The organism is Pseudonocardia sp. SID8383, assembly GCF_009864975.1.
Lineage (GTDB): Bacteria > Actinomycetota > Actinomycetes > Mycobacteriales > Pseudonocardiaceae > Pseudonocardia > Pseudonocardia alni.
Window position 1 is genome coordinate 1 of sequence record NZ_WWFY01001243.1, and the last position, 4,548, is coordinate 4,548.

General features: G+C 75.1%; 5 protein-coding genes. 3 read left to right on the forward strand and 2 right to left on the reverse strand.

Going from position 1 to position 4,548, the window contains the following annotated elements; genetic code table 11:
- Positions 1–195 (reverse strand): hypothetical protein (locus GTW08_RS30560; protein ID WP_202417934.1); only part of this gene is annotated, 195 nt, incomplete at its 3' end.
- Between the two features lie 153 nt (positions 196–348).
- Between GTW08_RS30560 and GTW08_RS30565 the strand changes: the two genes are divergently transcribed.
- Positions 349–684, forward strand: a complete 336-nt coding sequence (locus GTW08_RS30565; RefSeq protein ID WP_161152883.1) for a hypothetical protein — start codon at positions 349–351, stop codon at positions 682–684.
- Positions 685–878: 194 nt separating this feature from the next.
- Positions 879–1,475, forward strand: coding sequence for a diguanylate cyclase domain-containing protein (locus tag GTW08_RS30570; protein ID WP_161152884.1), 597 nt, complete (start codon positions 879–881; stop codon positions 1,473–1,475).
- A 10-nt stretch (positions 1,476–1,485) separates the two neighbouring features.
- On the opposite strand, the gene GTW08_RS30575 is transcribed toward GTW08_RS30570, so the two are convergent.
- Entirely contained in the window at positions 1,486–3,141 is a 1,656-nt protein-coding gene (locus tag GTW08_RS30575; protein WP_073575467.1) for an FAD-dependent oxidoreductase, read from the reverse strand.
- A gap of 165 nt (positions 3,142–3,306) precedes the next feature.
- Between GTW08_RS30575 and GTW08_RS30580 the strand changes: the two genes are divergently transcribed.
- Positions 3,307–4,461 carry a DegT/DnrJ/EryC1/StrS family aminotransferase gene (locus tag GTW08_RS30580; RefSeq protein ID WP_237454331.1) on the forward strand — a complete coding sequence of 385 codons (1,155 nt, stop codon included), beginning with the start codon at positions 3,307–3,309 and terminating at the stop codon, positions 4,459–4,461.
- Positions 4,462–4,548: the final 87 nt, after the last annotated feature.

Genomic DNA, 4,548 nt, shown 5'->3' on the forward strand with positions numbered 1-4,548 from the left:
GGCCGTCGCGCCGCTGACCACGGCGGTGCTCGACGCGGCGGCGGACCGGCACGCGGGCGTCGCGTCGGGGGTCAACAACGCGATCGCGCGGGCCGCGGGCCTGCTCGCGGTCGCGGCCGTACCCGCGATCGCGGGGATCCGCGGGGACGCCCCCGCCGACCCGGCGTCGTTCGGGCCGGGGTTCACGAGCGCCATGTGGATCGGATCATCACTCTTCGTGATCGGTGCGGTACTTGCCGCCGCACTGTTACGGGGAGGGACCGAGACTCGCATCACACAGGCAACCGCTTAACCGTTCACACACGTATAACTCTGTGACAAGCGTTACTGCAAATGAGTGAGGCGTGAGTGATCAGTGCCGGGGACTCCACACTCATGCCCGGCGTCGCGCACCGCCCCTCACGGACCGTCACGAAGCCGCTGCTCGACGCGCTCGCCCTGGCGATCGAGGAGTTCGCCCTCGCCCCGTCCCGGGACCGGCCGATGGCGGTCGTCGGACTCGTCCAGCGGTCGGAGTACCTCCGGCCGGCACTCGGCGTCTGGGACCGGCTCGCCGCCGTCTGCGGGGACGGCGCCCCGTCGCCACCGTCGGCGACGCCCCCGACGGGTTCCCCGACGGCCTCGGGCACGTCCGTCTCACCGACGGCGAGGACGCGGCCCGCGAGTGGAGCGTCACCGTCCTGACGCCGCGGTCCGGGGCGACCGTCGTCGCCCACGACCTGGAGGCCGTCGACGGGGCGGCGCGCTCGCTGGAGCGGGGCAGGCTGTTCTCCGCCCGCTGGTCGTTCCGGCACGCCGACGCCCACTCCGAGCTGCTGCGGCTGCGTCACCAGCTCGGCGCGCGGCTCGGCTCGCGGCACACCGGCGGCCTCGACGAGGTGCTCTCCCGGGTCGTCCCCATCCCCGGCACGGCCACCGACCACCGTTACGACGCCGCCGCGGACGCCCTCGCCCGTGAGCTGTCACTGGAACGCCGCCGCGCCGACGCCGCGCAGACCCGGCTCGACGAGCTCGAACCCGGCGCCGAGCGCGACCCGCGCAGCGGGCTGCCGACCCGGGCGTTCCTGGACCGCTGGCTCGACGGGTCCGCCCCGGGCACCCTGCCCCTGGGCCTGGTGCTGTTGCGGGTGCACGGGCTGGGGTCGATGACCCGGCGACACGGGTTCCGTGCCGAGACCGCGGTGCTCCGCGGGATCGCCCGGCTGCTCACCGGGCAGGTCGGGTCCGCCGGGCGGCCGGTGCGCGTCGGGCGCGAGGAATTCCTCCTCCTGCTGCCCGGCGCCGACGTCCGGTCCCTGGCCGCGGCCGCCCAGCGGCTCTGCGAGACCGTCGCCGGGCTGGCGGCGGTGTTCCCGTTCGTCCCGACGCCGTCGCACGCGGTGATCACCCGGACCCGGCACCGCCCACTTCCCCTCGAGGAGATGTGGGCGGCGCTCGACGACGCCGGGACCGGGGTCACGCTGCTGCGCGGCTGACCGCGCGGGCTCAGCCCCGGACGTCGGCCGTGATCAGCTCCGCGGTCCGGCAGGCCAGCGCGACCAGCGCCAGCGTCGGCCCGACCGCCCCGGCCGACGGGAACACCGCGCTGGAGGCGATGTGCACGTTCGGCGTGCCGTGCACCCGGCACTCCGGGTCCACGACGCCGGTGCGCGGCGAGTCCGACATGCGCAGCAGCCCCATCTGGTGGGTGCCGTCGGTCATGTCCATGTCGTACACGTGCTCCACGTCGGACAGGTCGACGTGGGCGAGCCCGGTCCGCTCCAGCTCCTTGCCGATCAGGGACAGCGACGTCACGATCGCCTCCCGGTCAGCGGCGGAGACCCGGTAGTCGACCCGCAGCCGGTGCTGGCCCAGCGCGTCGCGCTCGCGGTCGAGCGTGACCCGGTTCCCCGGGTCGGGGGTCTGCTCGGCGTCGAACCGCAGCCGGCAGTGCGCGGAGTCCAGCGGCATGAACGACGGCACCCGCCGCTCCCCGGTGATCCGCGGCCGGGCCCACCCACGGGCGAAGCGTGCCACCCGCAGCGGGTCGGCGGCGACGTTGCGCACGTGGTGGCCGATGTCGGTGGTGTGGCTGTACTGGGCGTGCGTCCCGGCGGCCTTGAACCCGGTGCGGAGCTTGCCCAGGCCCCAGTAGGTCAGCGCGAACGTCGACAGCAGCGCGTCGCCGTGCTCGGCGTCCTTCGGGTCGGCGAACCACAGCGCTGCCTTCAGGTTGCCCAGCCGGTGGTCGGCCTGGACCTGCGGGGACAGCGAGAGCATCCGGCGGGCGTAGACGCCGTCGTCGGTGGGCAGGTAGCCCAGGCCCAGCGTGCGCCCGGCCGTGGTCAGCCGCAGCCGCCCGACCTCGCCCACCGGGTGGGTCATGTAGTGCCGCCCGACCTGGCCGTACTCGTCGCCGATCCCGGCTCCGGTCCCGGTGCCGCCGTAGCCGTCGGAGGCGAGCAGGATCCGGACCGACTCCAGGCCCCCCGCCGCGACGACGAAGTGCCGCGCCCGGATCCGGATGTCGCATCCCGGCCGCGGGACGACGACGGCCTCGGTCGCGGTGCCCGACACCGGGTCGCGCTCCAGACGGGCGACGGTGGCGTGCAGGAACAGCCGGATCCGCCCCGCCTTCGCCATGTTCTCCACGGTCGGTGCGAACGACGTCGGCGGGCTCCAGCGCCACAGGTCGTCCCAGCGCAGGGTGTCGCTGTGGATCCCGGCTGGGGCAGCCGGGAAGCCCGACTCCGGGGCCGAGTACTCGCAGGCGCCGGCGTCGAGGTGCCGCTGGGCGGCCGGGTACCAGGCGCGCAGCTCCTCGTGCCGGATCGGCCACGCGGCACCGGGCATCCACTCGCGGTCGGAGAAGTCGACGTCGTCGAGCGGGGCGCAGCGCCCGCCCCACACCAGGGAGGTGCCGCCGAGGCGTTTCTGCCGGACGGCGTCGACCGGGTCGTGCTTGCCCCGCCCGGTGATGCCCCGGTAGGTGTCGCGGGCGGTGCGGCTCAGACCCGGGCCGCCACCCTCCAGGACGACGACGCGCAGGCCGCGGTCGGCCAGCTCGGTCGCGGCCGCGGCCCCGGCCGGACCGCTGCCGATCACGCAGACCTCGGCCTCGAAGATGGAGCCGGGGAGCGCGCGCCGGGTGTCGATGAGCATGGAGGGCGGTTCCTTCCGAACGTGGTGCGGTACTGCCACCGATGGTGCCCCGGCTCGGCTGTGAGGACGCTGTGGCTGCTCCCAGCCTCCCGTCGCCGGGGGCGTGCCGACCCGCCCGGTACCGTCGTGTCCGGTTCACACGGTTCGCATCCGGAGGAGCACGGTATGGGACTCGCCGCCATGGCGACGACCGCACGGGGGATGGCCGCGACGGTCCGGGTCCTCGGGCGCGGGGAGCTGGGCCGCTTCACCGGCGGCGACCGCTCGGAGGTCGCACGGTTCGAGTCCGAGCTCGCCGGGTTCCTCGGGACCTCGCACGCACTGGCCGTCAACAGCGGCACCAGCGCCCTGGTCGCGGCACTCGTCGGCGCCGGGGTCGGCCCCGGCGACGAGGTGCTCGTCCCCGCCTATACCTGGGTGTCGACGGCCGCCGCGGCACTCGCCGTCGGCGCCGTGCCGGTCCTGGTCGAGGTCGACGCCTCGCTCACGATGGACCCGGCCGACCTCAAGGACCGGATCACCCCGCGCAGCCGGGCGGTGCTGCCGGTGCACATGCTCAACCATGTCGCCGACATGGACACGATCATGGACGTCGCGGCCGCCCACGACCTCGTGGTGATCGAGGACGCCTGCCAGGCCATCGGCGTCACGTACCGGGGGCGCCCGGCCGGGTCGATCGGCCACGCCGGCGCCTTCAGCTTCAATCAGCACAAGAACATCCGCTCCGGCGAGGGCGGCGCCCTGGTCACCCGGGACCCGAAGCTGTTCGAGCGGGCGTCGATGTACCACGACGTCGGCAGCTACGAACGCGCCGGATTCGCCGGGGCCGACGCGGACCTGATCGTCGGGGTCAACCTGCGGATGCCCGAGCTGTCCGCGGCGGTGCTGCGTCCGCAGCTGGCCGGCCTGCGTGCGCAGATCGCCCGGCGCGGGCGGCACCGCGACATCATGCTGTCGGCGCTGTCGGACCGGATCGGGCGCGACCTGGAGCCGGTGCCGCACCACGACCCGGCGCACGCCGCCGGGCTGGCGCTGGCCTTCCCGTCGGCCGAGGCGGCGGCGGAGTTCGGTGCCCGCCGCGGCGTGCACCGGCTCATCGACACCGGCCGGCACGTCTACACGAACTGGCGCTCGCTGCGGGCCCGCAACCCGCTGCACCCCGGGTTCGACCCGTACGCGGCCAACGGCACCGAGATCGACCACGGCCCCGGCGCCTGCCCGCGCACCCAGGAGATCCTGGCCCGGACCTGCGTGGTCGACCTCGCCCCCGAGCTGCCGACGCCGGCGTTCCGGCTGCTCGCCTCCCGCACCGCGGGCTGAGCCGCCCGGCGGGCCCGGCCCGGTCTCAGCCGGCCGGGGCCAGCACGGCCTGCACGTGGCCGTCGCGGGCGACGGTGCCGGTGACCG

Bases quoted from the DNA above. Each gene is read 5' to 3' on its own strand.
- GTW08_RS30575 (WP_073575467.1), bottom strand. From the start codon at position 3,141: ATGCTCATCGACACCCGGCGCGCGCTCCCCGGCTCCATCTTCGAGGCC.
- GTW08_RS30580 (WP_237454331.1), top strand. From the start codon at position 3,307: ATGGGACTCGCCGCCATGGCGACGACCGCACGGGGGATGGCCGCGACG.